Origin of the sequence: Pseudomonas sp. KB_15 (genome assembly GCF_052114525.1) — a bacterium.
Classification (GTDB): Bacteria; Pseudomonadota; Gammaproteobacteria; order Pseudomonadales; family Pseudomonadaceae; genus Aquipseudomonas.
In genome coordinates, this window is sequence record NZ_JBFREX010000056.1 from 1 (window position 1) to 25475 (window position 25475).

28 protein-coding genes and 1 pseudogene are annotated in these 25475 nt (G+C 61.7%); 5 read left to right on the forward strand and 24 right to left on the reverse strand.

Annotation, left to right across the window (positions count from 1 at the left end):
• Positions 1-362: 362 nt before the first annotated feature.
• The 18 genes from AB4Z35_RS27030 to AB4Z35_RS27115 all read right to left on the reverse strand — a co-directional run bounded on the left by AB4Z35_RS27030 (position 363) and on the right by AB4Z35_RS27115 (position 13924).
• Positions 363-689 (reverse strand): DUF6124 family protein, encoded by a 327-nt coding sequence (locus AB4Z35_RS27030; RefSeq protein WP_442100483.1) that lies wholly within the window; start codon positions 687-689, stop codon positions 363-365.
• 931 nt (positions 690-1620) lie between these two features.
• On the reverse strand, positions 1621-2160 hold the full coding sequence (locus tag AB4Z35_RS27035; RefSeq protein WP_442100484.1) for a type II secretion system protein: 540 nt from the start codon (positions 2158-2160) through the stop codon (positions 1621-1623).
• Positions 2135-2509: a type II secretion system protein gene (locus AB4Z35_RS27040; RefSeq protein ID WP_116263577.1), complete on the reverse strand. Its 375-nt coding sequence runs from the start codon at positions 2507-2509 to the stop codon at positions 2135-2137. The genes AB4Z35_RS27035 and AB4Z35_RS27040 overlap by 26 nt, the downstream gene beginning before the upstream one ends.
• A 4-nt stretch (positions 2510-2513) precedes the next feature.
• On the reverse strand, positions 2514-2987 hold the full coding sequence (locus AB4Z35_RS27045) for a type II secretion system protein (protein ID WP_442100485.1): 474 nt from the start codon (positions 2985-2987) through the stop codon (positions 2514-2516).
• 2 nt (positions 2988-2989) lie between these two features.
• Positions 2990-4816 (reverse strand): secretin N-terminal domain-containing protein, encoded by a 1827-nt coding sequence (locus AB4Z35_RS27050; protein WP_442100486.1) that lies wholly within the window; start codon positions 4814-4816, stop codon positions 2990-2992.
• Positions 4813-5331 (reverse strand): hypothetical protein, encoded by a 519-nt coding sequence (locus AB4Z35_RS27055; protein WP_442100488.1) that lies wholly within the window; start codon positions 5329-5331, stop codon positions 4813-4815. The genes AB4Z35_RS27050 and AB4Z35_RS27055 overlap by 4 nt, the downstream gene beginning before the upstream one ends.
• Positions 5331-5879, reverse strand: coding sequence for a pilus assembly protein PilO (locus AB4Z35_RS27060; protein WP_442100489.1), 549 nt, complete (start codon positions 5877-5879; stop codon positions 5331-5333). The genes AB4Z35_RS27055 and AB4Z35_RS27060 overlap by 1 nt, the downstream gene beginning before the upstream one ends.
• Positions 5866-6411, reverse strand: coding sequence for a PilN domain-containing protein (locus AB4Z35_RS27065; RefSeq protein ID WP_442100490.1), 546 nt, complete (start codon positions 6409-6411; stop codon positions 5866-5868). The genes AB4Z35_RS27060 and AB4Z35_RS27065 overlap by 14 nt, the downstream gene beginning before the upstream one ends.
• Position 6412: 1 nt before the next feature.
• On the reverse strand, positions 6413-7216 hold the full coding sequence (locus AB4Z35_RS27070) for a hypothetical protein (RefSeq protein WP_442100491.1): 804 nt from the start codon (positions 7214-7216) through the stop codon (positions 6413-6415).
• A complete protein-coding gene (locus AB4Z35_RS27075; RefSeq protein ID WP_442100492.1) occupies positions 7197-8903 on the reverse strand; it encodes a GspE/PulE family protein in 1707 nt (568 codons plus the stop codon). The genes AB4Z35_RS27070 and AB4Z35_RS27075 overlap by 20 nt, the downstream gene beginning before the upstream one ends.
• Positions 8904-8987: 84 nt before the next feature.
• Positions 8988-9521: a response regulator gene (locus tag AB4Z35_RS27080; protein ID WP_442100493.1), complete on the reverse strand. Its 534-nt coding sequence runs from the start codon at positions 9519-9521 to the stop codon at positions 8988-8990.
• A 285-nt stretch (positions 9522-9806) separates the two neighbouring features.
• Positions 9807-9962 carry a hypothetical protein gene (locus tag AB4Z35_RS27085; RefSeq protein WP_442100494.1) on the reverse strand — a complete coding sequence of 52 codons (156 nt, stop codon included), beginning with the start codon at positions 9960-9962 and terminating at the stop codon, positions 9807-9809.
• 13 nt (positions 9963-9975) lie between these two features.
• On the reverse strand, positions 9976-11529 hold the full coding sequence (locus AB4Z35_RS27090) for a cytochrome c/ABC transporter substrate-binding protein (protein ID WP_442100495.1): 1554 nt from the start codon (positions 11527-11529) through the stop codon (positions 9976-9978).
• 9 nt (positions 11530-11538) lie between these two features.
• Entirely contained in the window at positions 11539-11976 is a 438-nt protein-coding gene (locus AB4Z35_RS27095) for an SCO family protein (protein WP_442100497.1), read from the reverse strand.
• Positions 11973-12620 carry an SCO family protein gene (locus AB4Z35_RS27100; protein WP_442100498.1) on the reverse strand — a complete coding sequence of 216 codons (648 nt, stop codon included), beginning with the start codon at positions 12618-12620 and terminating at the stop codon, positions 11973-11975. Before AB4Z35_RS27100 ends, AB4Z35_RS27095 begins: the two co-directional genes overlap by 4 nt.
• Before the next feature lie 12 nt (positions 12621-12632).
• Entirely contained in the window at positions 12633-12941 is a 309-nt protein-coding gene (locus AB4Z35_RS27105) for a hypothetical protein (RefSeq protein ID WP_442100499.1), read from the reverse strand.
• Between the two features lie 4 nt (positions 12942-12945).
• Positions 12946-13110 (reverse strand): hypothetical protein, encoded by a 165-nt coding sequence (locus AB4Z35_RS27110; RefSeq protein ID WP_442100500.1) that lies wholly within the window; start codon positions 13108-13110, stop codon positions 12946-12948.
• A gap of 205 nt (positions 13111-13315) precedes the next feature.
• Positions 13316-13924 carry a lytic transglycosylase domain-containing protein gene (locus AB4Z35_RS27115; protein WP_442100501.1) on the reverse strand — a complete coding sequence of 203 codons (609 nt, stop codon included), beginning with the start codon at positions 13922-13924 and terminating at the stop codon, positions 13316-13318.
• A 195-nt stretch (positions 13925-14119) separates the two neighbouring features.
• Between AB4Z35_RS27115 and gspG the strand changes: the two genes are divergently transcribed.
• From gspG to AB4Z35_RS27130, 3 genes are all read left to right on the forward strand, one after another.
• Entirely contained in the window at positions 14120-14554 is a 435-nt protein-coding gene (gene gspG, locus AB4Z35_RS27120; protein WP_442100502.1) for a type II secretion system major pseudopilin GspG, read from the forward strand.
• 14 nt (positions 14555-14568) lie between these two features.
• Positions 14569-15756: a type II secretion system F family protein gene (locus AB4Z35_RS27125; RefSeq protein ID WP_108231135.1), complete on the forward strand. Its 1188-nt coding sequence runs from the start codon at positions 14569-14571 to the stop codon at positions 15754-15756.
• Between the two features lie 159 nt (positions 15757-15915).
• Positions 15916-16452: a hypothetical protein gene (locus tag AB4Z35_RS27130; protein ID WP_442100504.1), complete on the forward strand. Its 537-nt coding sequence runs from the start codon at positions 15916-15918 to the stop codon at positions 16450-16452.
• Between the two features lie 166 nt (positions 16453-16618).
• Here the strand turns inward: AB4Z35_RS27130 and AB4Z35_RS27135 are convergent, their stop codons facing one another.
• Positions 16619-17515 (reverse strand): LysR family transcriptional regulator, encoded by an 897-nt coding sequence (locus AB4Z35_RS27135; protein ID WP_442100505.1) that lies wholly within the window; start codon positions 17513-17515, stop codon positions 16619-16621.
• A gap of 160 nt (positions 17516-17675) precedes the next feature.
• On the opposite strand from AB4Z35_RS27135, the pseudogene AB4Z35_RS27140 reads away from it, so the two are divergent.
• A pseudogene (locus AB4Z35_RS27140) lies at positions 17676-18694 on the forward strand (alpha/beta hydrolase).
• A 134-nt stretch (positions 18695-18828) separates the two neighbouring features.
• On the forward strand, positions 18829-20256 hold the full coding sequence (locus AB4Z35_RS27145) for a mechanosensitive ion channel domain-containing protein (RefSeq protein WP_442100506.1): 1428 nt from the start codon (positions 18829-18831) through the stop codon (positions 20254-20256).
• A 134-nt stretch (positions 20257-20390) separates the two neighbouring features.
• Here the strand turns inward: AB4Z35_RS27145 and ycaC are convergent, their stop codons facing one another.
• The 5 genes from ycaC to AB4Z35_RS27170 form a co-directional block, all read right to left on the reverse strand.
• Positions 20391-21017, reverse strand: a complete 627-nt coding sequence (gene ycaC, locus AB4Z35_RS27150; protein ID WP_008004800.1) for an isochorismate family cysteine hydrolase YcaC — start codon at positions 21015-21017, stop codon at positions 20391-20393.
• 70 nt (positions 21018-21087) lie between these two features.
• Complete coding sequence (locus tag AB4Z35_RS27155; protein WP_442100507.1) at positions 21088-22926, reverse strand: amidohydrolase; 1839 nt, start codon at positions 22924-22926, stop codon at positions 21088-21090.
• Positions 22926-23534: an antibiotic biosynthesis monooxygenase gene (locus AB4Z35_RS27160; RefSeq protein ID WP_442100508.1), complete on the reverse strand. Its 609-nt coding sequence runs from the start codon at positions 23532-23534 to the stop codon at positions 22926-22928. Before AB4Z35_RS27160 ends, AB4Z35_RS27155 begins: the two co-directional genes overlap by 1 nt.
• Positions 23527-23943, reverse strand: coding sequence for a DoxX family protein (locus AB4Z35_RS27165; protein ID WP_442100510.1), 417 nt, complete (start codon positions 23941-23943; stop codon positions 23527-23529). Before AB4Z35_RS27165 ends, AB4Z35_RS27160 begins: the two co-directional genes overlap by 8 nt.
• Before the next feature lie 285 nt (positions 23944-24228).
• On the reverse strand, positions 24229-24495 hold the full coding sequence (locus AB4Z35_RS27170; protein ID WP_116263562.1) for a DUF6124 family protein: 267 nt from the start codon (positions 24493-24495) through the stop codon (positions 24229-24231).
• Positions 24496-25475 lie beyond the last annotated feature (980 nt).

A 25475-nucleotide genomic window follows, 5' to 3' on the forward strand; every position in this document is an offset into this window, starting at 1 on the left:
GCCCGGCGCCGAGGTCGAGGTGGGTCGAGGTGGCTGGCGGTGAATTCGATGGTGTAGGTGAATGGCTGGCTGAGGTGTTCTTCGCCTTCGAAGGCGAGGACGTCGAGGGCAGTGTCGAGGCCGTCGACTTGCAGTTTGTGGCGGCTGTGGTCGAAGAAGACGGGCAGAATGGTGTTCAAGTACGGACCTCCCTGGGGCATTCGGGGAGGCTTCATTTCCATCCCCGTTCAAGCGCTCGACAGCTTTCAGGACGGGAAAAAAGGTTGATATAGGATGTTTCCGAAGTGTGCGTAGGACGCATCCAGAAGTTGATGTACTTTCTGTGGCGAGGAAGCTGGCTCCCGCGCCACAAGGTTCAGCGCTTAGTCCAGGGGAGCAACATTATCCAGCGCACGATTGACCGCCAGGTCCGCCAGCATGATCACCTGCTGGATCCCCAACAACATGCTGCGTTGCGGGCCATCCAGGAATGTTGCGAAATCGCTGGCCATGACGCTCGCCGACGCCAGCGATTCACAGGCGTGTGCCAACAGGTTTTCGGTGTCGATGTTCGGGGCGATAACAAACATCGTGCTGGGATTGTGGGGTGCGTTGCTTTTGAGGATGGCGGGTTTGAGAGGGAGGCTGGAAGCGCGGTGAGTGGTACTATTGGTTTCTGATTCGGGGGGATTGGGTGTGGGTTTGACCATGGTGAAGCTCCTTGATTGATGGAGCCGCCACGAATCGCTGCGAAACGAAGCAGGTGGCAGCCATACGCAGGTTCGCAGACCGGGAATCAAGGAACCCGGCAGACCCGAAAGTCTCCCACGCACAGCCGCCATAACGCAAAACAGTGGGCGAACAAAAGCGCCAACTGTATGGAAACGGTGGCGCTGAGCGCCTTGATTAACCCGGGCTGCGAAACCCGATCGCTGAATTTGCAGCGACCCGGCAACGATAAAGTCTGGGTCCAAGGCCCACAAGCCGGCGGATTCTGTCGTAGTTGTAGGCAACGACGCAAGACGGTGTAGCCTAACTCCTGGTCCTACAACCTTCTCCGACATCCACAACTCCTCGCCACATTGTTGGTGTGAGCCAGAGGATTGTCGTTGGCTGTAAGGCCGCCATCGCGAGCAGGCTCGCTCCTACAGAAGAGCAGAGCAAAAGCAGGGCTGCGTACACCCACGCTCTTCACCACTCATCAGGCCGAGCGTTAGCTCGCCTGCAGCTCTTGATCTTGATCCACCCGCCCCCTCGGCAGGCTGAGTGGAGGCGTTCATCCGGGGGTAGGCGCGCAGCGCCGTTCGGCGCAGCCGAACACATCGAGAGGAGGTCGAGCGAAGCCGACCGGAGGCGATGCCCCCGGATGAATGCCGGAGCGAAGGAACCCCGAGCCTCAGCGAGGGGCCGTACGTCAGGGGCGAGCGTTTTTTGGGTTACTTTTTTTAGGCGCTTGTAAAAAAAGTGACTCGCCGTAAGGGCGAAACCCTAGGCCGCCGTTACCGAAGAAACGGATATGTACACCCGTAAAAATCCACGCCGCCTGACACACCGCCTTCGCGAGCAAGCCCGCTCCCACAGTTTGAGTTGTGTACACCCCGGCTGGCAGGCCGCCATCGCGAGCAGGCTCGCTCCTGCGGTTCAAGGCTGCAACGCCTGGGGCGAGGAGGACTGTGCTTTCGGCGGCCCCCCGGTGTCTTCGAGGGAGGCTTTCTCGGCCACGAACTGCCAGTCCTTGTAACTGGCCATGCCGTTGAAGTCCGACCACTGGCTGGGAAAATTCACCTGCTTGAGCGGCTTCTCAGTGGACGGGCAGTACACACCGCTGATCCGGCCGTCGATACCGCGTATCAGCTCCCATTCGCCACCGGTCATCGGCTCCGGATACAGCTGCCGGATATGGTGTTTGGCCGTCGGGAAACGCTCGTCCTGCAACAGGTCCGAGAGTTCTTTCGGGTACTGCGCCATACCGGGCGAACTGCGGTAATAGCTGCGCAACGCCTTGGCATATTGCGTTCCGACCCAGAGCAACTGGTGTTCCCGATCCCGGCGCGAAGCGGTGGCCCACAACTCGCCGGCACTGGCCAAGCCCAGGCCCATCACGACGATCAGAAACAGCACACCCAGGTAGGTGAAGCCATCCTGACCCGATGGCCTACCACTCGGAATACAGGCTGCCATCACGCGCCCTCCCGCTGGCTCCACTCTTGATATCGGCCACCCCGCCCGCCACGCCATCCGGTGGCGCGACTATGACCCAGGTGTCCTTGCGCTCGGCAATCGGGTCCAGCGGCTGGCTTCGCAGGTAGCGCAGTTCGACCAGCTGTTCGATGGAATCGGGATAACGCCCGGTGTCTCCATAGTAGTGATCCAGCGCCTCGCGCATGGACGACAGGCTCTGGTGCAAGGTGGTCTCTTTGGAGGCCTCCAGGCTGTTGAAGTAGCGTGGCAAGGCGATCGTCATCAGGGTCGCGATGATTGCCAAGACCACCATCAGTTCAATCAGGGTAAAACCCTTTTGCCGACGCATATGCTCACCACTCTCGGTAGGCGATACCGTTGAGACCCTTGCCCCGAACCTTGGAGTAAACGTCAAAGACGTCCTGGCCCTCCCGTGGGTTCTCAGCCGAACTGTCATAGGAACGCAGGCCCCAGCCGCCCTCGTCGTCACGCTTGACGGTTGCCAGCGGGTCACGGGGGATGCGCCGCAGGAAGTAGAACTTGGCGCCCTTGGCGCTGCGCGTGTCACGCACACCATCGACCAGCACTTTCAGGTTCGGCGGGTAGCCGCTGCTGTCGATCGTCTTCTCGATGTAGCCAGCGTCGAAGGCCTGTTTGTAGGCGTCGATGGCATCGCGGATCTCGTACAGCGCGGTCCGCAAATCCTGCTCCTTGCCCCGGCGCACCACCGTCTCGGTCAGCGGTGCGGCCATGCCGGCCAGCAGGCCGACCAGGGCGAGCGTCACCACGACTTCTATCAGGCTGAAACCGCGTTGCGGGGCGTTCATGATCAAGGCTTCCCAACGGTGACGGTGGTGGCGATCGGGGCGCTCATGGGGCCGGTCTGAACCGTCGTGCTCATCGAGCGGTCCGGTGCCTGGATGTGCATGCTGGTTTCGGTGCCGGTCGGGAATTCCATGTCCGACGGGCTCTGGTACGGCAGGTTGCGCACGATCCGCGGAGTGATCGACAGCACCAGTTCGGATTTGCTCACGTCATCCTTGTTGCTGCCGAACAGGCGACCCAGGCCGGGAATGTCACCCAGGCCGGGAATCTTGTTGCCGGTGGCGCCGTGGTCGTTGCGCACGAGCCCTGCGAGGATCTGGGTTTCGCCGTCATGCAGACGCAAGGTGGTCTGGGCGTTGCGGGTATCGACCTGGACCGGAATGGTGCCCTGAGCGGTCGGCGTCAGCGGCGTGGCGTTACTGACTTCCAGCGCGATCTTGATCGCCACTTCGTTGTTCAGGTGCACGATGGGTTGCACTTCGAGCTTGAGACCGACGTCAAGGTAGGTCACGCTTTCGGTGATCACCGGGCCCTGGGTCGAAGGCACCGAGGTGGCACTGATGATCGGCACGCGCTGACCGATGTGGATGCGCGCCTGTTCGCGGTTGCTCACCCGAATCACCGGGCTGGCCAGGGTGTTGATGTCCTTGTCCTGGGCGTTGATCTTGGCCTGTGGCGATGGCGAGATAGTGATGCGGCTGGAGTCGATGCCTTTGAGTTGATCAAGAATGGACACTGGCGAGCCGTCGCTGTTGATCACACCGAAGGTGTTGGGCCATTGCAGGCCAAGGTCGAGAATGCGTTGGCGGGCGACTTCCATCACTTCCACTTCCAGCACCACTTCCGGGTTGGACTGGTCTTGGGATTGCAGGAGTTTTTCCGCCATGCGCACCGCATCCCCGGTATCGCGCATGGTCAGGGTGTTGAGGCGCTCATCAACGAACACGTCGCGGGTCTTGAGCATGGTCTTGATCATGTTCAGCGCCGTGTTGGCATCGATGCTGGTCAGGTAGAAGGTGCGCATCACCAGCTCCTGATAATCCTTGAGCTTCTGCGGCGAGTCCGGGTAGATCAGCAAGGTGTTTTCATTCACCACTTTCTGATGCAACTGGTTCTGTTGCAGCAGCAGCTCCACGGCGTCTTCGATACGTACGTCACGTACGAAGATCGTGGCTTTCATGTCCGGGCGCAGATCCTTGTCGAAGATGAAGTTCAGGCCGGCGACCTGGGACAGCACTTCGAAAACGGTTTTGAGGTTGGCCTCGCGAAACTCCAGGGTCACCGGCCGGTCCAGGCGCGTGCGCAACTGCGGGTACGGCACCACGTTGCGGCTCTGCACCAGGCGGATGCTGTCTTGCAGTTCCAGAGCCCCCTCGTTCTTCGGGTCCAGCTCGAGAATCTGTTTGACCTGGCGGTCGGCACCGTAGATGTCACCGCGACGCAGGTCGCCACGGGCCAGTTCGAGCTTCTCGTCCATGCTGCGCAGATAGTCGAGCTGGCGCAGGGCATCCTGGGCACGACGGTTGTTCGGTTCGATGTTAAAGACCCGGCTGTAAGTCATGCGGGCCCCGGCGAAATTACGCTGGGCCCGGTCCATGTCGGCCTGGGCCAGCAGCGCCTTCACGGCGAGGGCCCGAGCGTTGTTGAGGGCCATGTGCAGATCGGTATCGCGAGGGTTTTCACGCAATCCCTCTTCGATGCGGGCCAGGCCGGCTTCGTACTGGCCCGATTCGATCAGGGCGGAAGCTTCATCCCTGGCAACCTGCGCTGAACTGCACGCGGCCAGCCCTGCACAGAGACACAGGCTCATCAGCAAACGGGATTTGTTCATTCCGTACTCCCCACAGACAAGGTCTGAGATAAATGCAGCGGCAGGTAGACCAGGCTCAGTTCCTCATTGGAAATCCGCTCGATCCGCCAGGTTTGGTCGATGACATCCCCTTTGCGCACGACGTATATTTTTTCGCCGTTCTGCAAAAACACCTGCAGATCGGAACGGTCATCCAGCTTGCCGACAAACTGGAAGGGCAACGGCGGTGCTGTGGGGACTTGCACCACCGGAGTAACGTCTACCGGTTGTTCCGTGACGGTGCCGAGGGCCGGCGCGGCTTTCCAGCTGCGGGCGGCGAACAGGTCGCCTGCCGGGCTCAGGTCCTTGATCGGCGCTACCGCAGCGGCGGTCGATGCCGCCGCCACTGCACCAGGGGCCTTGACCTTGGCTGGCGTGGCCACGACGGCCACCGCAGGGTCACTGTCGTCAGCCTGTTTGAAGTATTCGGGGAGCCAGGCGAGCGCTGCCGCTACACCCAAGAACGCCACCCAACCCGCCACTCGTTTGGTATTCATCATGACCTCGACAGGTAAAGGGTCATGCGGATCCGCCCGGTCAGGTCGGTATCGGCGATGTTCTTGCGCTGAAACTCCACATCCTCCAGCACCACCGCCGGCAACTGGCCGAGCAAGGCGTGCAGGAAACGCCGCAGTTGCGGATAGCTGCCACGTACCGGCAGCAGAATCTGATAACGGGCCAGGTGCGTCTTGGGGTCCACGCCCAGGGAATATTCACCCCGGGACAAGGTGATGCGTTCCTGGGCAGCCAGGGCGTAGATCTTGTCGATGGCCAAGGTGGCCTGAGGCTGGGACGGCAATTTACTGCGGAAATCGTCGAGCTGGCGCTGCGGCACCACCGGCGCAGCCACGCTGCCGTCTTCGACCTTGGCCAGATACTCGGTGGCTTCGCGAGTCTGCTGGCTGAGGCTTTGCAGCGACTCCCAGTCCGGCAGCAACCCGACCAGGCCATAGCTCAGCGCCAGCACCAGCATGGCCAGCCCTGCCAGCCCCGGAACGCCCAGGCCTTGCAGGTATTCGTGGACGATCAATTTATGGATTTGCATCGCCGATCTCCCAGGTAGCCGACAGGCTGAACTGCACCGGGTGTTCCGGCACGTTGGCGACAATTTCGTGGCTCAGCAGCGACACGTCGGAGAGCTCGTCGCTGGCTTCGAGGCGGCGGTGGAAATCGAGCATGGCCTCCAGGTCCAGCGCCTCGGCACTGATCCGCACCTGACCTTTGCGGGCGTCCGGGGTCAGGGTCAGCAGGGCAATGTTGTCCCGCGGMATGGCTTCGAGGGTGGCGAACAGGCGCTCCCAGGGGCGGCGCAACTGCTGGGAAACCTTGCGCATTTCCGCCAGGTTCTGCGCCTGCTCGCGAATTTGCGCCGGGGTCAGGCTGAGCTTGCTGCCGGTATCGCCGGTGAGCACCCGCTGTGTGGTTTGCAGATGACCTTGCTGTTGTTCGGCCTCGTTGCTCAGGTGTTGTTGCACCAGAGCGCAAGTCAGGGTCAGCACCACGCCACCGGCCAGCAGGCTCCAGCCCAAGGGACCTGCACGGCGGCGCGGCTGAAAGTCGAGCATCAGGGGGCGCATGTCAGGCCACCGCCCGAGACATGACGTACAGGCAATCGCGTACGGCAGTCCGGTCTTCTTCAAGGGTGCGCAGATGCACACCGGGCACGTCGGGATACGAATCGATGCGCGCCGGTGCATGCAGGTAGACATTCAACGGTCGTTCGCTGGTGGAAGCCTGCAACTGGCTTTCACGGCCGATCAGCGCGGTCAGTGCGGCATCGCTGTCGCTGCTGCCGACCGAACGCACCGAGGCCCAGCGCCCTTCCCGGGCCAGCAGCAACACACTGCGCACCGGTTCGGCGACCACGAACAGGAAGTCCCCGGCCTCAAAGCTTTTATCGAAATGGTTGAACGCTGCCATCAGGTACGGCTGCACCGAACGCAGGCGCAAACCGCGAGCATTGACCAGGGCGCGCAGGCGTTCGAGCAAGTCCTGTGGCAGCGCGGTGGCGATGCGGTCGTAACCGGCGGGTTCGGCCGAGAGCACCAGGCTCCAGGGTTGCGTCGGGGCACCGTAGATGTCTTCGAAACACAGTTGGGCGAAGGCGAGCAATTCGGCCGGGCTGCTGATCTGATCGCTCCAGGGCACCAGGCAATAGCGGCTGAAGTGCCCCGAGATCACCACGGTCAGTTCCGCCCTGGCAACGGTGTGTTCGGCCAACAAACGGTCGAGGGTGTCGAGAGCCACCGTCCAGGCCTGGAAGCCTTCGTCAATGTAGCCGACGCTGCCCAGCCAATGGGTTGCACTGCCTTGCCGTTGCCCCAGACCTACACCGCTGGCGCCGAGCACGGCGACAAATTGCTCACGAGATAAATGTGACACGATTGATCTCCTCGAGCGTGGTCCGGCCTTGTTCCACCATCTCCAGCGCCGACTCGCGCAACAGGCGCAAGCCACGCTTGCAGGCATGGGCCTTGATTTTCGAGATCGGTTGGCGCTCGACGATCATTTGCCGCAATTCGTCGTCCAGGTGCAGCAGCTCGGCAATCGCGCTACGCCCGCGATAACCGGTGCCCCGGCAATGCCCGCAGCCCTTGCCGTGGACGAACTGGTAGTGAGCGACCTTTTGCCGATCGAGCCCCGAGACTTCCAGCTCTTCTTCTGTCGGGCTGTAAGGGCTGCTGCAACTGGTACAGACCAGGCGGATCAAGCGCTGGGCCAGCACGGCATTGAGCGCCGAGACCAGGCTGTAGGGATCGATTTCCATCTGGGTGAATCGGCCGATCACGTCGAACACGTTGTTGGCGTGGATGGTGGTGAACACCAGGTGACCGGTGAGCGCCGATTGCACGGCGATCTGTGCGGTGTCCGGGTCGCGGATTTCACCGACCATGATCTTGTCCGGGTCATGCCGCAGGATCGAGCGCAGGCCCCGGGCGAAGGTCAGGCCTTTCTTCTCGTTGACGGGGATTTGCAGCACACCCGGCAGTTGATACTCCACCGGGTCTTCAATGGTGATGATCTTGTCCACGCCGTGGTTGATCTCGGTGATCATCGCGTACAGGGTGGTGGTCTTGCCGCTACCGGTAGGCCCGGTCACCAGCACCATGCCGTAAGGTTCGGCGGCCAGCCGGCGCAGCTGGCGCAGGGTCTCTTCTTCAAAGCCCAGGGCCTGCAGTTGCACGCCGCAGACCTTGTCTGCCAGGTCCTGTTTGTCGAGTACCCGCAGCACCGCGTCTTCGCCGAAAATGCTCGGCATGATCGACACCCGGAAGTCGATCTGCCGGCCGCTGATGCCGATCTTGAAGCGGCCATCCTGGGGCACGCGTTTTTCGCCGATGTCCAGTTCGGCCATGACCTTGACCCGGGAAATCACTTGCTCGGCGAACTCGCTGCCCTGGATCTTGCTGATGTTGTTGAGCACGCCATCGATCCGGTACTTGATCACCAGGCCGCTGCCGGTGGTGCCGAGGTGGATGTCGCTGGCGTGCATTTTCAGCGCGTCGTACAGGGTCGAGTTGACCAGTTTGACCACCACGCTGGAATCTTCGCTGATGCTGGTCAGGGACAGGCTTTGCAGGTTATCGATTTCTGCGCCGGCGTCGCTCTGGGCGTTGAGCGACTCCACCGCATGGAAGCTTTCTTCGTGACGCGCCAGGTAGGCCTTCAGGTCATCGGCATGCACCAGGTACAGCGGCGCGCCGTGCAGGCATTCATCGATCCAGGCCAGGCGTGCGCTGTCGAAGGGGTCGGCGAACACACCGATGACCGCATCGTCACGGCGCAGCAGGATGAATTCGCGCTTGAGGCATTGGGCCAGGGTCACCCGGTCGAACACCGGGGTGGAACTGAACAGGCTGTCGGTGTCGAGCACCGGGTAATGCAGGGTTACGCCCAGGCACTGGATGAAAGGCATGGGAGCCAGTTCACTCAACGCTGCGAGTGCATCCAGCATCCGTTCGCCGGAACTGGTGGCCAGGGCTCGGGCCTGGGCCAGTTGTTCACTGGTAAAACGAGTCGGTACACATTCCAGTTGCGCCGGTTCTACGACAAGGGATAGACGGTCCATGACTTGCTCTCCAACGCACGGGGCTTAGAGCCCTGTCGGCGCGACGAGCAATTTCGGCGGGGGCCGGAACGGCTTGTCGCGCCACTACTCCCCGGTCAGCAATTGTTCGTCGTCTGGCGCCATGGAGGCCGAAGAACTTTTTCGGCGATCAGCAAGCACCCAACTACCGTCGTACAACTGCAGCGGGAAACTCTCGTTCTTGCTTTGGCGTCGTTCGACGAATCCCTCGCAAGTGCTCACACCCGTTTTGGGTTCGCGCTGCCTGCCCAGAAGATCAAGCACTGCACGGGCCAGCTCCACCAATGGAAACGGTTTGAACAGGATATGGCTGACTCCCAGTTGCCGGGCCCGCTCGCAAACTTCCGCGGTGGGGTGCCCGGTGATCAGCACAAAATGACACTTCCTGTTCCGGCGGACGGCATCGAGCACCTGAAAGCCTTCCATATCGGGCAAGCGGTAATCGAACACCATCACATCGGGTGCGAAATCGTCAGCTTCAGCGATTCCCTGCGCACCGTCGTGGGCAATCCGGACTTCCAGTGCTTGCGCCTGCAGGTACCCCTGGAGGTTTTCCGCCAGCAACTGTTCGTCATCAACAACCAGTATTTTGTTCAACAAGGTGGACTCCTTGTAACCGCAGGTCCGGTTTTTGAACCTGACGGAGTGCGCGCCCTGAGAGGACTAACGCACACTTCATGCCAGGCTGAGCGCCGGTAATTTTAGGTCTTCATGTCCTTGAATTAAAAAACAATGCCTTCTTGTACAGAAATCCTATCCCCCAAAAACGGGGAAAGCGACCGGATTGGCATTGACGTTTTTCCCCCACTTTTGGGCCCCCCTATTCATCGTCAACTCGCTCGATTCGATTGCGCGAGCGCAATGGCGCCGACGCCCTCATTCCGGTTAAGCGTAGCCCCGTGCTTTCGACAGTGGAAGCGTCTGCACCGGGCGCAACCGCGAAACTTCGCCGCCATTGACCCGTGCCGCGGCCGGGCCATTGCTGCACCACGCCTTGGGCACCCACAGCGTCAGCAGGACCAGCAAGCTGTTGAGCTTCATCATCGGCCTCCGGTCAGGGCGTGGCAGCAACGGGTTTTTTATAGGGGGCGACCAGATAGAAACGCTGGCCCGGCAGATCCACCGTGACGATATGGGCACCGCTCAAGCCCAGGCGCCGGCCCGGACCAAAGCTGACCAGCGGCGTCAGCCCGGTATCGAAGTCACGCAGGCCTTCCAGGGCACTGACCAGCTTCTCGCGACTGGCATTGCGCCCGGCCTGCTTCATGCCTTCGCTGAGCAGCATCATCGAACTGAACGCGCCCACTTGCAGCACCGCGTGCTGGCCGCCGAGGCCCTGGTGTTCGCGCAACCGGGTCAAGGCCAGACGCCCGGCCAGGGTCCAGTCGCTGGGCACGAACGGATAGGCCAGGAACACCCGCCGGGAAAATCCGCTGGGCACCTGCATCAAATTGCCTGCCACCTGGTTCGAGGCGGCGAACAGGTAAGGCACCTGCCCCGCCGTTTGCAAGCGCTCGGCCAGACGACTGAAGCCGCTGCTGCTGCCCAGGTAAAACACCGAGCGCGACCCCAGGGGCAAATCATCCCCGGTCGGGTCGTAGGCTTGCAGACGCACCTTTTGCCAGGCGTGCCCCTGCAAGTACTGGCTGAGTTCCTGCGCAGCCAGCCGTTGGCCGGACTCGTCCGGATAGGCGATCAGCGTCGGTCCCTGCAGCACCCGCAGGCTGGCACCGGCGTAGTCGGCCAGGGCGATCAATTGCTCGCGAAGCCCCGGCAGCGGTTCGAATATCTGCGGGCTGGCGTGGGGCGTGCCCTGCAAGGACAGCGGCCCGATCAGGGGAATGCCGGCCTGTTCCAGACGCACGGCGAAGTCCACGTCCAATGCCGGCGCCAGCGGTGCGATCAGGGCAAACACCTGCTCTTCATCGATCAACTGGTCCAGCGCCTTTTCGGCACTGGCGTGGTCGGCGCCAGGGTCGAGGATGGTCAGGCGCAACTGCCGGCCATGAATGCCGCCCGCCTCGTTGATAAGCGCCACGCAGCCATTGAGCACCGCCGCCACCGTGGCGCCCTCCTCGCTCAATGGCCCGGAGCCCGGCAACAATGTGCCCAGGTGCAGACTGTCGGGGGCCAGGCCCGGATCGCGGCCTTCGGCCAGGCGCTTGAGGTACGCCGTGAGGTTGCGTTGATCGTTCATCGACAACACGAACCGTGGCATCGCCGGATCGAGCTGGTTGTTGCCGGGGTCGCGTCCCTCCTGCACCGCCCGCGCCAGGGTGCTGTCGCTGTAGGCCGGATAGCTGCGGCCGTTGATGTGCTGCTGGCCATTGCTGTTGGCCAGCCTCGACCAGCTCAGGTCCGGCGGTCGCACCCCGCCTTCCGGGTGCCCGAGGCCGTCTTCGCCATGACAATTGGCGCACGGCAGGCCGGTGGCCGGCAACAGCATGCCCGATGCGCCGACCCGGACCATGATCGGCTCGCCGCTGGCCGACACGCCTTCGTGGTACAGCCGCTTGCCGGCACTTTCGCTGAGACTCAGCGGCAGCGCCTGGGCGGTGAGCGCGATGCCACCGAAGAGCAACAGGCCAAGGACGAGGGCAGTATTCATGGCCGTGGCTCAGCGACTGGCCACGGGCATTGTCAGCAACTGCAAACGCTGGGCAATGGCGGTGGCCGGGGCATCGGGACGGATTTTGCTCCAGCGCCTGTTCGCCACGTCACCGACGATCAACTGGGTGGAGTGCTGTTCGGGGGTCGGCACGGTCTGGCCGATGCGATCCAATACAAGGTCCACTTGCACCTTGTCGCCGGTAAGAAAAAACCAGTGGGGCCCATCGATGCCCTGTTTCAAGGTGTAAGCCTTGAGTACCGCCGGGGTGTCCCGCAGCGGATCACTGGTAAGGGAGATAAAGGTGATGCCGTTCTGGTCCTGCAACGGTGTGTCGGTGGACGGTCGCGCAGCGGGCGTGGCCAGCTCATGCCCTTCGTGGGCAAATGCCATTGAACTGAAAATGCAGTAACAGACGCCCTGGGCGACCCCGGCGATGGCGCTCATGGCTGATGCTCCATGGCGATGGCGGTGTGCTTGGCGTGGGCGTTGCGTTCACCTCTGAGCCTCTCGACGGCCCGGGCCAGCTCCGTCGGTTCGGTGAGACCGTAGTAGCGGGTCCAGAAACGGTTGTTGCCGTCCCCCACCAGAATCAGCGGCGAGTAGTTCTCGAAGCCACCGCTGTAGGCGCCCAGGCCCTTGAGGGTGGCATCGACCGAAAGCGGCGAACCGGTCAGCCAGCTCCATCCCGGCCCCTGCTGGAAGGTGCGGGCGTAATCGCTCAGGCGTTGGGGATCATCACGCTGCGGGTCGATGCTGATCGACACCAGTTGCACCTCGGTGCCGACCCGCGCGCCCAACTGTTTTTGCACCTTGCCCATGATCGAGGACACCACCGGACAGACCGTGGTGCAGCTGGTGTAGATGAAACCCATGACCACGATCTTGTTACTCACCAGGTCTTTTTCCAGGCTGACGACCTTGCCGTTCTCGTCCAGCAGGGTCACGTCGGCAAACTTGATCCGGACGGTTTCCGGGCTGGCCTCTTTGGCCGCCATGTCGTGCTCGTCCGCCGAGTGAGCCAGCGCCTGGTCGATACCGAAGGCCAACAGGCAGAACGTCAGCAGGCCGCGATGCGCGAATCGGTTCATGTCAGTCTCCTCTTAGTGGGTATCGCCGGGCATGACCCGAACACCCGGCGCGACGCCAGACAAGGGTTGGCCGGGGGCTTTGTCCGTCACACGAAATTGCACGTCGGCAACGCCACCCTCACGCAGTACACCGCCTTTGGCCGGGGGCTTTACATCAAGGGCCACCGAAACCCTGTCACGCTCCAGCGTCCGGCCGCTCCAGGTATCGGGCAAGGCGACTTCGCTGAGCGCAGTCGGGGGCGCAGTCCGCCATACCCCGAACCCGATCAAGGCCATCCCGAGAATCACCGCGCTGCCAGCGAATGTGATGGTCCTGTCCATAACATCATTCCTCTTTACCGATCTGTTCCTGCCTTGCCCGCCCCTTGCAGGAGCGAGCTTGCTCCCACAGGAGGGAGGCCAGCAGGTTCTGCAGCTTGAAGGTCAGGCAATCGCCGGCAGCTACCCGCAGCAAATTGATCAAGGACGAAGCGTGGGATATGCCGATCATGGACTCGGGCCTCGCTTCGGGTTATCAGGGAATGCTTCTCGACAATTCGTCTGGAGCAATCCGCGTGCCACAAAAAAATACATTATTAATCAGCCGGTTATATTCACAACTTGATAAGCCGGGGGATATTCCCCACCCAATCCACCCACTTTTTCGCCGGGGCCACTATTCCCCACTATTGGGGAAAACCGCCCCGGGGTTTCGATCACAGCGGCTCATCCGCGGACAACCCCTGCAAACGCCGATACTGGTTCAGCACACTGGGCACATAACGCTGGGTTTCGGCGAACGGCGGGACCACGTTGCCCCGGCTGAGCACCGCTTGCGGGCCGGCGTTATAGGCCGCGACGGCGAGGCGGATATCGTTGTCGAACATCGTCATCAGGCGTTTGAGATAGCGGGCGCCGCCCTGGATGTTGGCCTTGGGGTCGTAGACGTTGGTCACCCCCATTTCGCGGGCGGTGGCGGGCATCAGCTGCATCAGACCGCGAGCGCCCTTGGGCGAGGTGGCACGGGCGTTGTATCTGGATTCGGTCTTGATCACCGCGTGCAACAGCGCTGCCGGCAGTTCGTTGGCCGTGGCCGCCGCCGACACCAGCTCGGCATAGGGTTGCGCGGCGATCATCTGCGGTTGTTGGTCGAGGCTGACGACCGCCGCATCGGGCTCATGGATCACCCGTTCATAGTGGCGTCCGGGGCGGTGGACATTGGACAGGACATAGCTGCCTTTGGCGTCCACGGAAACGAACACATCGGCCTGTGCGGCGCCGGTCAACACAAGAAGACCCAGCAACCCGGTGGTGAGTAATTTCATTGTTATAACTCCCCTTCCCGGCCCCGAAAATTGGGGGAATTGCCCCAATGGCCAGTCGTGAAACAGCCATACGCAAGCACTGTGCCGTAAGTGAGAAGGCCCGTAGCACGAGGGGTACAGAAGGGGTATCAACCGTGAGCATGGCAATTGCATGCAGTTTCATAGCAACTGTGCTGCCGACGGTAGGAGGTCATCATGAATCAGCGACTGTGTCATGCCCGGCGAACCCAAAACGGGTTCACCCTGCTCGAACTGCTGGTGGTGCTGGTGGTGTTGGGGTTGTTGGCCGGCATCGTGGCGCCGAAGTATTTCGCCCAACTCGGTCGTTCCGAAGTGAAAGTGGCCAAGGCGCAAATAGAAGGCTTGAGCAAGGCCCTGGACCTTTACCGCCTGGAGGTCGGCCATTACCCGTCGACCGAACAAGGCTTGCAGGCGCTGGTCACTGCCCCTGCCGACGAACCGCACTGGACCGGCCCGTACCTGCAGAAAAAGCTCCCGCAAGACCCTTGGGGCCATAACTACACCTATCGCTATCCCGGTGAAAACAGCGAGTACGACCTGTTGTCCATGGGCAAGGACGGGCAGCCCGGTGGCGAAGGCGAGAACGCCGAAGTCACCAACTGGAACTGACGGGAATGGCGACCATGCGCTTTCATCTCAAAGCCGTCGGCAAGGCCGGTGTCGTTTCAATGACCGTCGAGGCACCGGGGCACAGCGAAGCCAGGCGCATCGCCGAAGACCAGGGCCTGCGGGTGGTCAGCCTGCACGCCGAGCGCCATTGGCGCGCGTTGCGTCTGCACAAGCGCGAGACGTTCAACCTGGTGTTGTTCAGCCAGGAACTGACCACCTTGCTCAACGCCGGCCTGCCGTTGATCGATGCGCTGGAAAGCCTGGCGGAAAAGGAGACCGCGCCACAAGCCCGCAAAACCTTGAGCGAGCTGGTGCGCTTGCTTTACGAGGGCAAATCGTTTTCCCAGGCCTTGAGCCAGCTGTCGGCCGTTTTCCCCCCGCTGTACATCGCGCTGGTGCAGTCCAGTGAAAAGACCGGTGCCGTGGGCGATGCCCTGGGCCGATATGTCAGCTATCGCCAGCGTATGGACGAGGTTCGCCAGAAGATCATCAGCGCGTCGATCTACCCCATGCTGTTGCTGGTGGTGGGCGGTGGCGTGGTGTTGTTTCTGATGGGTTATGTTGTACCGCGCTTCAGCCTGGTGTTCGAAGGGCTGGGGTCGAACCTGCCCTGGTTGTCGCAGATCCTGATGAGTAGCGGCATGTTCCTTCACGCCCACCAGGGCGAATTTTTCGGTGGCTTGCTGGCCATCATCGTCGCCCTCACACTTCTCCAGCGCCAACCGGCCTTTCGTCGGGGACTGGACCGCCTGATCGAAAAACTCCCCGCAGTGCATCAGCGCATCTTTATGTACGAACTGGCGCGCTTCTACCGTTCGCTGGGGATTCTGCTGCAAGGCGGCATTCCCCTGGTTACCGCCATGGGCATGGTCCGTGGCTTGCTCTCCGTCGCCTCCCGCGCGCGCCTGGACCAGGCCTGCGAGCGGGTGCGCGAGGGGCAATCGCTCTCTGCCGCGCTGGAACTCAATCACCTGGTGACCCCCGTGTCCCTGCGCCTGCTGCGCGCCGGCGAACAGTCCGGCAACCTCGGGCAGATGATGGAGCGCAGCGCCGACTTCTACGACGAAGAAATCAGCCGCTGGATCGAATGGTTCGTGCGCCTGTTCGAGCCTCTTCTCATGACCTTCATCGGCCTGTTGATCGGGGTGATCGTGATCCTGATGTACATCCCGATTTTCGAACTGGCCTCGAGCATTCACTGACCCTTGGGAAGAGGGCCCGGCTGTAAATTGAATTCATTTTCAACGTTCCAGCCGAATAAATCGGTGCGTTGAACTGTTCATCAGGTTCCCACGGGAAAAAAAGCAGCACATTGCAATGTTCATCAACGTTCCAATCTGAATAAAAAGACGGAGAACGACATGCTCATCAATAAGCTTTTACTGGCAGTAGCTATTGGCGCGGTTCTGTCGGCGTCTACCGTATTGATTCCGGACAGCCTGTCCGGAGTTTCCAGTGCTCAGGCCAAGGAAGGGGGTAGTGGCGGTGGTGGTGGCGGAAGTGGTGGTGGCGGCGGTGGTGGAGGCAGTGGCGGTGGCGGCGGCGGTGGTAGCGGTGGTGGAGGCGGCGGCGGTGGTAGTGGCGGTGGCGGCGGCCATAGCGGCGACCATGGCAGCAACAGTGGCCATGGCAGTGCCAACAGCGGTTCGGGCCACTCCGGATCGGCCTCGTCCTCAGGACGCAGCGGCACCCATGATGAACCCGGCGACGACCGTGGCGTTCATGCCAATGGCGAGCCCGGCGATGACCGCGGCGTCCATGCCAATGGCGAGCCCGGTGATGACCGCGGCGTCCATGCCAATGGCGAACCCGGCGATGACCGTGGTGTCCATGCCAATGGCGAGCCCGGCGATGACCGTGGTATCCACGCCGAGCCCGGTGATGACAAAAGGACCTGATTCCCGCTGAAATCCATACAACACAAAACCCTGTGGGAGCGGGCTTGCTCGCGAAGGCGGTGTGTCAGACAACAGAAATGTTGAATGATCGAATGTCATCGTCGGAACGCCGCCCGGAGCAAGCTCGCTCCCGCAGTGGTCAATGTGAGTCAGACAACCAGCCGCTCTACACCCCTCCCTCAGACCGATCCAGCCGCTCGCGCAAAAACCCGACCAGCGCCTGTACCGGCCGCGAACTCTGACGATGCTGCGGATACACCGCCGACAGCGTCAGCGGTTCGGGGCGAAAATCCTCCAGCACTTGCACCAGCCTTCCATCCTTCAACGCCGAACCGACAATGAACGTCGGCAAATACGTGACCCCCAGGCCGGCGATCGCTGCGTCCTTGAGCAATTCACCGTTGTTGACCCGCATCCGCCCGCTGACATTGACGCTCAATGGCTTGCCCTGCCCCGCAAAACGCCATTGCACCTGTCGACCATGGCCGTACGGCAGGCAGTCGTGACCGTGCAAATCGTCAGGCTTGTGCGGTGTGCCGTGTTCGGCCAGGTACGCGGGGCTGGCGCAGTACACCCGTTCAATGGAGGCAATGCGGCGGGCGATCAGTGTCGAGTCTTCCAGTGTGCCGATGCGCAGCGCCAGGTCGTAGCCCTCACCGAGCAAATCCACGGGACGATCGCTCAAATCCATCTCCACCGTCACGTCGCGATAGCGCTGCAAAAACACCGGCAACAGGCACCCCAGATGCGCCAGTGCGAACGACAGCGGCGCACTCACACGAATGGTCCCCCGTGGCTCGGTGGTCTGGCCGGCGATGCCCTGCTCCACTTGTTCGACTTCGCTGAGCAGGCGCAGGGCTGACTCGTAATAACTCTGCCCCAGGGGCGTGACATCCAGCCGTCGGGTCGAGCGATTGAGCAAACGCACGCCGAGGCGTTCTTCAAGTTGCATCAAACGACGACTGACAAACTGCTTGGACAGGCCCAGTTGATCGGCGGCAGCGGTGAAGCTGCCGGCGTCCATGACCTGGCAAAAAATACGCATATCTTCGAAGGGGTTCATTGTCACATCCCGGTTGACAGTTAAACACTTTATAGATGCTTTTTCCCTTCCAGGCACCCCATTAATCTGTGCTCACGGTGTCGCTGAAGCCTGAATCCCGGAGCCGGCAGCGACCTCCCCCCCAAGACACTCAATTCAATTGGTTAAAAAGGATTTACCCATGAACCTCGTTCAGAAAACCCTGACCGCGTCCCTCCTCACCCTCGCCGTCGGCACGCTTTTGCCGCAGGCAGCCCGGGTGTCGAACACAACACCCAGGCCTTYCTCGAGGCCCTCGCCGCCGGCGGTGGCAAACCGCTTGAACAACTGAGCCCGAAAGATGCCCGYGCGGTGCTGACCGGTGCCCAGGCGTCGGTGAAGGTTGACCTGTCCGGCGTCGACGTCAGCGACAAAGCGATCAAGGTCGACGGGCAGACCATTCACCTCAAAGTGGTGCGTCCGGCCAAGGTCAAAGGTGAGTTGCCGGTGTTCATGTTCTTCCACGGTGGCGGTTGGGTGCTGGGCGATTTCCCGACTCACCAGCGCCTGATTCGTGACCTGGTGGTGGGTTCCGGCGCTGTCGCGGTGTACGTCGACTACACGCCCTCGCCGCAAGCGCATTACCCGACCGCGATCAACCAGGCCTATGCCGCTACCCGCTGGGTGGCCGAACACGGCCAGGAGATCGGCGTCGATGGCAAGCGCCTGGCCGTGGCCGGCAACAGCGTCGGCGGCAACATGGCGGCGGTCGTKGCCTTGATGGCCAAGGAACAAAAAACCCCGGCCCTGCGTTTTCAACTGCTGATGTGGTCAGTGACCAACGCACAGTTCGATAACGCGTCGTACCAGCAATTTGCCGAAGGCCACTTCCTGACGCAAAACATGATGAAGTGGTTCTGGGACAACTACACCACCGACGCCGGCGAACGTGCGCAAATTCATGCCTCGCCGCTCAACGCCAGCACCGAACAGCTCAAAGGCTTGCCGGCCGCATTGGTGCAGACCGCCGAGTTCGACGTGCTGCGCGACGAAGGCGAAGGTTATGCCCGCCACCTCGATGCGGCGGGCGTGCCGGTGACCTCGGTACGCTACAACGGCATGATCCACGACTTCGGCCTGCTCAACCCGCTGAGCCAGATACCGCAAGTGAAGGCGGCAGTGCGCCAGGCCGCGCTGGAGCTCAAGACTCATTTGCAGTGAGCCCCTACCCTTCACCGCATACTGGCAGTGTGGTGAAGGGCTTTTCTGTGGGAGAGAGCTTGCTCCCACAAAAAGCTCCCGCGCCACAAAAACGCTCTCCACCTGCGCGACCTCATTTCTACCGGAGCATTCCCATGTCCTTTCTCCTCGGTCACCTGCTCTCCCTGAGCACCCTGCTGCTGGCCATCGACGCCCTGCTCTGGCACTTCGCGCCATTCAAGCATCGGGTGAGCCGGGTCGGTGTGCGTCTGGTGCTGTTTCTGCTGTTCAGCACAGTGATCATCAACGCCGGCGTCAGCCCGTTGCAGGCGCCGTTGTTTGCCGATGATCGCGTGGCACAACTGGGGGCCACGGCACTGGGGATTCTCTGGTGGCTGTACGCCGCGCGGGTGCTGACCGAAGTGATCGGCCTGGCCCTGATGCGACGCATCGGACATAGCGGCCGGCTGTTGCAGGATGTCATCGGTGCACTGGTGTTCCTGATTGCCGTAGTGGCCGGCGCCGGCTACGTGCTGGAACTGCCAGTGAAAGGTTTGCTGGCGACCTCCGGCGTCGTCGCCATCGTGGTGGGTCTGGCATTGCAGAGCACCTTGAGCGACGTGTTCTCCGGCATCGTGCTCAACACCACCAAGCCGTACCAGGTCGATGACCGGGTTTCCATCGACGGTATTGAAGGCAAGGTGCTGGACATCGATTGGCGTGCCACCCATCTGCTGACCAGCGCCGGCAGCACCGCTGTGGTGCCGAACTCGGTGGCGGCCAAGGCAAAGATCGTCAACCTCAGCCGCCCGACCAATATGCACGGCGTGTCGATCAGCATTCAGGTGCCCAATCACATTCGCCCGCGTCGGGTACTCGATGCCTTGGACCGTACCCTTCAGGGCAGTAGCAGTCTGCTGCTCGATCCGGCGCCGAAAGCCGTGCTCAAGGAGGCCGGCGAAACCATGTCCGAATACGTGGCCAGCGGCTTCATCGCCGAATTGGGCAAAAAGGGTGAAGTGCGTAATCAACTGTTCGACCTGGCCCATCGGCACCTCGAAGCGGCAGGCATTTCCCGGCAACCCGATGGCGTGATCGAGCCGTCGACCCGCGCACGGGCCTTGCTCGATGAAGTGAAAATCTTCCGTTCCCTGAGCGCCGAGGAACGGGATCGCCTGGCCCAGAACATGGTGGCGCAGCAATACACAGCCGGTGAGGTGGTGCTGGATCTGGATGAGGTACCGGACAGCCTGTTCGTTATCGCCACCGGCGTGGTCAGCGCAACTGTCCCCGACGGCAGCACGCAGATCGAAGCCGGGCGCATGGGGCCGAGTGAAGTCATGGGCGAACAAAGCATCCTCGCCGACACGCCGTCCCAGGCACGGTTCACCGCCATGACCTCGAGCATCATCTACCGCCTCGACAAATCCCTGACCCGCAACTGCATGACGCAACGACGGGAAGTCGACCGGGCGTTGAACAAGCTGCAAGCGGTGCGCCAGCAGAACAGCCGGATGGCGTTGATGGCCAAGCCGGTGGTGGTCAAGAGAGGAGGGTTTTTGAGTTGGTTGCAGAGTCGCTGATCAGCAGATCACACAAAACCTTGTGGGAGCGGGCTTGCTCGCGAAGGCGGTGTGTCAGACGACATGGTTGTCACTGATACTCCCTCTTCGCGAGCAAGCCCGCTCCCACAGGTTATGGGGCTGACTGACAGGTCTTACTTGGCCGTGAATTTCGTGTAGCTGTTGATCAGGTTGCGATAGTTCGGCAGGCGCTCGGACAGCAGGTTGGCCAGGCCTTCCATGTCATTGCGCCAGTCGCCTTGCAGCTCGCAGGCCACGGAGAACCAGTTCAGCAGCTGTGCACCGGCGGCCGACATGCGCGCCCACGCCGCTTGTTGCACGGTGGTGTTGAAGGTGCCGGAAGCGTCGGTCACCACAAACACCTCAAAGCCCTCGGCAATGGCCGACAGGGTCGGGAACGCCACGCACACGTCGGTCACCACACCGGCGATGATGAGTTGCTTGCGACCGGTGGCCTTGATCGCCTTGACGAAGTCTTCGTTGTCCCAGGCGTTGATCTGGCCCGGACGTGCAATGAACGGCGCGTCCGGAAACTGCGCCTTGAGTTCAGGCACGATCGGGCCGTTCGGGCCACTGTCGAAACTGGTGGTGAGGATGGTCGGCAGTTTGAAGAACTTGGCGATGTCACCCAGCGCCAGCACGTTGTTCTTGAACTCGTTGGGCGAGAAATCCTGTACCAGCGAGATCAGACCGGTCTGGTGGTCGACCAGCAATACCACGGCATCGTCTTTGTTCAGGCGTTTGTACGGAACGTTACTCATTGGAAACTCCTTGATGGATGGTTGTCGCAGTCAGCGCCGACCTGTTGGGCCGACGCTTTTTTTAAATGGGTCAGAAGGCAAAACACGAACAGCCAAAAGCGCCCCAGAAACCGGCGAAATCGCTGACCGGTGCGTTCGACAGGCGCGCCCGTTCATGGCTATGGGAATGCACCGCGCACGGCCCGCTGCAGTGGTGAACCTGGGCCTGCATCGGCAACGTCGGGCGCCAGTGGCCCGGCACCTTCACCACCGGCGACCAGTCCGGCAGCACCGGCAGACTGGCTGGTCCGAGCTTCTCGAAGTCACCGGCGCCGTACACCACTTTGCCGCCGACCACGGTCAGCACCGACTCGATCCACTTGATCGCCTCTTCATCGACGCTGAAGAAGTCCGCGCTGAGGGCGGCGACGTCGGCCAATTGCCCGACCTTGATCTGGCCCTTTTTGCCCTGCTCCGACGAGAACCAGGCACTGCCGTGGGTGAACAGTTCCAGCGCCGTCAGGCGCGACAAGCCTTCGGCGTGCAACTCCATGCCGCCGACGGTGCGACCGCTGACCATCCAGTACAGCGAAGTCCACGGGTTGTAACTCGACACCCGCGTCGCATCGGTACCGGCACCGACCGGTACGCCCTCGGCCAGCATGCGTTTGATCGGTGGCGTGGCTTCGGCCGCTTTCGCTCCGTAACGCTCGACGAAATATTCACCCTGGAACGCCATGCGATCCTGAATCGCAATGCCGCCACCCAGCGCCCTCACCCGCTCGATGTTCTGCGGGGTGATGGTTTCGGCGTGGTCGAAAAACCATGGCAAGCCGTTGAACGGAATGTCGCGATTGACCTTCTCGAACACATCGAGCATGCGGCTGATGGATTCGTTGTAGGTGGCGTGCAAACGGAACGGCCAGCGTTGCTCGACCAGATGGCGCACCACTGGTTCCAGTTCGGCTTCCATGGATTGCGGCAGGTCCGGGCGCGGTTCGAGGAAGTCTTCGAAGTCCGCCGCCGAGAACACCAGCATTTCCCCGGCACCGTTGTGCCGAAGGTAATCATCCCCCTGGTGCAGCTTCACGCTGCCGGTCCAGTTCTTGAAGTCGGTCAACTCTTCCTTGGGCTTCTGGGTGAACAGGTTGTAGGCGATGCGCACCGTCAGTTGCTCGTCCTTCGCCAACTGCTCGATCACCTGATAATCGTCCGGATAGTTCTGGAAACCACCGCCGGCATCGATGGCGCTGGTCAGGCCCAGGCGGTTGAGTTCCCGCATGAACTGACGGGTCGAGTTGACCTGATATTCCAGCGGCAACTTCGGCCCCTTGGCCAGGGTCGAGTACAGAATCATCGCGTTCGGCCGCGCCACCAGCATGCCGGTCGGCTCGCCATTGGCGTCGCGCACGATCTCGCCACCCGGAGGGTTCGGCGTGTCGCGGGTGTAACCGGCTACGCGCAACGCGGCGCGGTTGAGCAAGGCACGGTCGTACAGGTGCAGGACAAACACCGGCGTGTCCGGTGCCGCCTGGTTGAGCTCGGCCAGGGTCGGCATGCGCTTCTCGGCGAACTGGAATTCGTTCCAGCCACCGACCACCCGCACCCACTGCGGCGTCGGCGTACGGTCGGCCTGATCCTTGAGCATGCGCAGGGCATCGGCCAGGGACGGCACACCTTCCCAGCGCAATTCCAGGTTGTAGTTCAAGCCGCCGCGGATCAGGTGCAAGTGCGAGTCGTTGAGCCCGGGAATCACGCAACGGCCCTTGAGGTCGATCACCTGGGTGTTCGAGCCACGCAGGGCCATGGCTTGAGCATCGCTGCCGACCACGACAAAACGCCCGTCGCTGATCGCCACGGCGCTGGCGAGCGGTTTTTCGCGGTCAACGGTATGAAATTGACCATTGAACAGAATCAGATCGGCGTTCATCACGGTTCCTCGTGCAATGTGGCGGGAGACAGCCAGGGCGCGAACAGACGCGTTGCCATGGGCATGAACAGGTAAACCACCGAGAGCACGATGGTCAGGGTGATCAGGAACGTGGCAACCACGTAGTTTGAAAGTAGAGGGTTGAGCTGCAACAGCGGCCCCCAGAGCAGCGGCACCAGCAAGGTGTGCGGCAGGATCACCAGCAGCGTCACCACGGCCTGCTTCCAGCGCGGCGGTGGCGTACCGGCCTCGGCCTGGGGCGAGAACCAGAACTCGTTGACCGGATTGACTTCGGTCTGGTCGCCATCGGCCAGCATCGGCGCGGCTTGGTCGACCAACTCCTGGCGCTGCGGCGAATCGAGCCAGCGCTGCATCGCCTCGGTGGAGCAAAAACGCAGCACGCAGGTGTAGGTGTCGAGGCCGGCGTTCTTGCCGCGCACCACATCCACGCCCAAATGCCCGACACTCTGCGCGGCCACCTTGACGATGTTGCGCAGCCAGGCTTCATAAGGCACTTCAAAACCGGCCTTGACCCGGTGTTTGACGATCAGCGTCACCACCTCATCAGGCCCCGGACTTGCCGGCTCACGGCGATTGAGATCAGACATAACGCAAGACTCCGACGAAACGGACATTGAGCGCGAGCCGTCCCGGCCCGGCGATGAGAATGCTGGTGAACACAATCAGCAACAGCCAGCCGAACTGGCCTTCGAAGAGGGTCCACTGCGGATGCACGAGCAACATCGACACCCATAGCAAAAACAGAATAGGCAAACACGCCAGACGCACCAGCAACCCGACGACGATCAGCAGCGGGCACACCACCTCGGCGAAAATCGCCAGTATCAGCGTCAGGTTCGCGCCCAGGTGGAAAGGGTCTTCAATGTTTTGCAACTCGGCACTGTAGTGAAGCAGCTTGGGCAAACCGTGCACCCACAACAGAAACAATCCGCCGCTGACCCGCAGGAACAGCAGCCCCCAGTCTTGCGCCCGATCATCGCGTCGCGAAGCGTCCATGGCCCACCCGCACAAATGAAAAACCACCGGCGCCCATGCGCCGGGACTGGATTCGATAGTGCCGGGACAGGGGGAGGAAAAATTGAATGTACGTGCTCTGTTTACGGGAAGACCGAGATCGACCAAACGACATAGAACCCTGTGGGAGCGAGCCTGCTCCGGGCGGCGTTCCGACGATGGCGGCATCACATTCAGCATGGATGTTGACTGACCCACCGCAATCGTCGGAACGCCTCCCGGAGCAAGCTCGCTCCCACAGGTATATTTGTTGTTGCTTCTACCCGGTTATTCCTGCGGGTCGAGATTATCCAGCGCCCGATTCACCGCCAGCTCGCCCAACATGATGATCTGCGCAATCCCCAGCAACGCGTTGCGATGAGGGCTTTGCAGAAACCCCGCGAGGTCACTGGCCATGATGCTGGCCGAGGCAAGGGATTCGCAGGCGTGGGCCAACAGGGTTTCGGTGTTGATGTCGGGGGCGATGACAAACATCGGGCTGGGGTTGTGTGGTGAGGCGGAGTCTTTCGGGGGATTCGGGGTGGGTTTGAACATGGCGGAGCTCCTTTATACCTAGTGAAACCACCAGACCCGTCGCTAAACAAGTAAGGGTGGCAGCTGTACGCAGGTTAGCGAACCGGGAGGTATAAGACCCGGCAGACCCGAAGGTCTCCCGCGCACAGCCACCATGTCGAAAATTGCAAACACACGAACATGTGCAATAGAGACTGGAGCCTTGTCGCGCTTATACCTGGTCAGGTCGCTAAACCCGGTCGCTGAATTTGCAGCGACCGCGAAACGATAAGGACCGGGTACAAGACGCACAAGCCGGCGGATTCTGGCGTAGTTGTAGGCAACGACGCAAGGCGGTGTGGCTTTCAGGAATGCAGGCTGACGGCTTTTAAACAGAGCTGTCAGAACTCAGCATTTTCCCTGTGGGAGCGAGCTTGGTCCGGGCGGCGTTCCGACGATGGCGGCATCACATCCAGCATGGGTGTTGACTAGCCCGCCGCTATCGCGAGCAGGCTCGCTCCTACAGGGGATTTGGTATACCTGTGAGAGATTGGTCGGCTGGCAGGCCGCCTTCGCGGGCAAGCCCGCTCCCACAGGTTGATTTGCATGTATCTGCGAGAGATTGGTCGGCTGGCAGGCCGCCATCGCGAGCAGGCTCGCTCCCACAGGGCCGAGGTACATCCGTCAGATTCAGGTCGGCTGTCAGGCCGCCTTCGTCGGAACGCCGCCCGGAGCAAGCCCGCTCCTACAGAAGAGCAGAGCAAAAGCAGGGCTGCGTACACCCATGCTCTTCACCACTCATCAGGCCGAGCGTTAGCTCGCCTGCAGCTCTTGATCTTGATCCACCCGCCCCCTCGGCAGGCTGAGTGGAGGCGTTCATCCGGGGGGTAGGCGCGCAGCGCCGTTCGGCGCAGCCGAACACATCGAGAGGAGGTCGAGCGAAGCCGACCGGAGGCGATGCCCCCGGATGAATGCCGGAGCGAAGGAACCCCGAGCCTAAGCGAGGGGCCGTACGTCAGGGG